The sequence below is a fragment of the Streptomyces phytophilus genome, assembly GCF_013870535.1.
Lineage (GTDB): Bacteria > Actinomycetota > Actinomycetes > Streptomycetales > Streptomycetaceae > Streptomyces > Streptomyces phytophilus.
On sequence record NZ_JACBXC010001613.1, the window covers coordinates 1 to 1,161 of the forward strand.

The window sequence follows — 1,161 nt, forward strand, 5'->3', positions numbered from 1 at the left end:
CGGAGCGCTGGCGGCTCTCGCCGTGGGCGGTGTCCACGTATCTGCTGGGCGGCACGCTCCCGGACGGCACGGCCATCACGCCCAAGTACGTCGGCCCGCGCCGGATCGTGGAGGTGGCGGTCGCCACGCTGGCGACGGACCGGGCCCTGCTGCTCCTCGGCGTGCCCGGCACCGCGAAGACCTGGGTCTCGGAGCACCTGGCCGCCGCGGTCAGCGGCGATTCCACGCTGCTCGTCCAGGGCACGGCGGGCACGCCGGAGGAGGCGATCCGCTACGGGTGGAACTACGCGCAGCTGCTCGCGGCAGGACCCAGCCGGGAGGCCCTGGTGCCCAGCCCGGTGATGCGGGCGATGGCGGAGGGCATGACGGCGCGGGTCGAGGAGCTGACCCGGATCCCGGCCGACGTGCAGGACTCGCTCATCACTGTCCTGTCGGAGAAGACCCTGCCGATCGCGGAGCTGGGCGAAGAGGTCCAGGCGGTCCGTGGGTTCAACGTCATCGCGACGGCCAACGACCGCGACCGGGGGGTCAACGAGCTGTCCAGCGCGCTGCGCCGCCGCTTCAACACGGTGGTGCTGCCGCTGCCGGCGTCCCCCGAGGACGAGGTCGGGATCGTCACGCAGCGCGTCGCGCAGATCGGCGCCTCGCTCCAGCTGCCTCCGCTCCCGGAGGGAGTCGACGAGATCCGGCGGGTCGTCACGGTCTTCCGCGAACTGCGCGACGGGCAGACGGCCGACGGCCGGACGAAGGTGAAGTCCCCGTCCGGGACGCTGTCGACGGCCGAGGCGATATCCGTCGTCACCGGCGGCCTCGCGCTGGCGACGCACTTCGGCGACGGGGTGCTGCGCGCGAGCGACGTGGCGGCGGGCATCCAGAGCGCGGTGGTCCGCGACCCGGCGGCCGACAGCGTGGTGTGGCAGGAGTACGTGGAAACGGTCGTGCGCGAGCGCGACGGCTGGAAGGACCTCTACCGCGCGTGCCGCGAGCTATCGGCGTGACGGCGGCACGGGCGGCGCGGGCGGCGCGAGGGGCGGGTGAGGGGTGCGGACCGTAAAGAAAAGAGGAGTAGGGGAGCGGCGGGAGAGGGAGGAGGAGCGGGGGTGAGGGTGACGGAAGAGGCGTACGCGGGCGACGGGTTCGCGGGTGAGACGCACGCGGGCG

1 protein-coding gene is annotated in these 1,161 nt (G+C 73.6%); it reads left to right on the top strand.

The genetic code is table 11. The features are described from left to right. Positions 1–998: ATP-binding protein (locus H5J30_RS34635; protein ID WP_181791770.1), on the top strand; the 998-nt coding region annotated here is incomplete at its 5' end. Between the last annotated feature and the right edge of the window lie 163 nt (positions 999–1,161).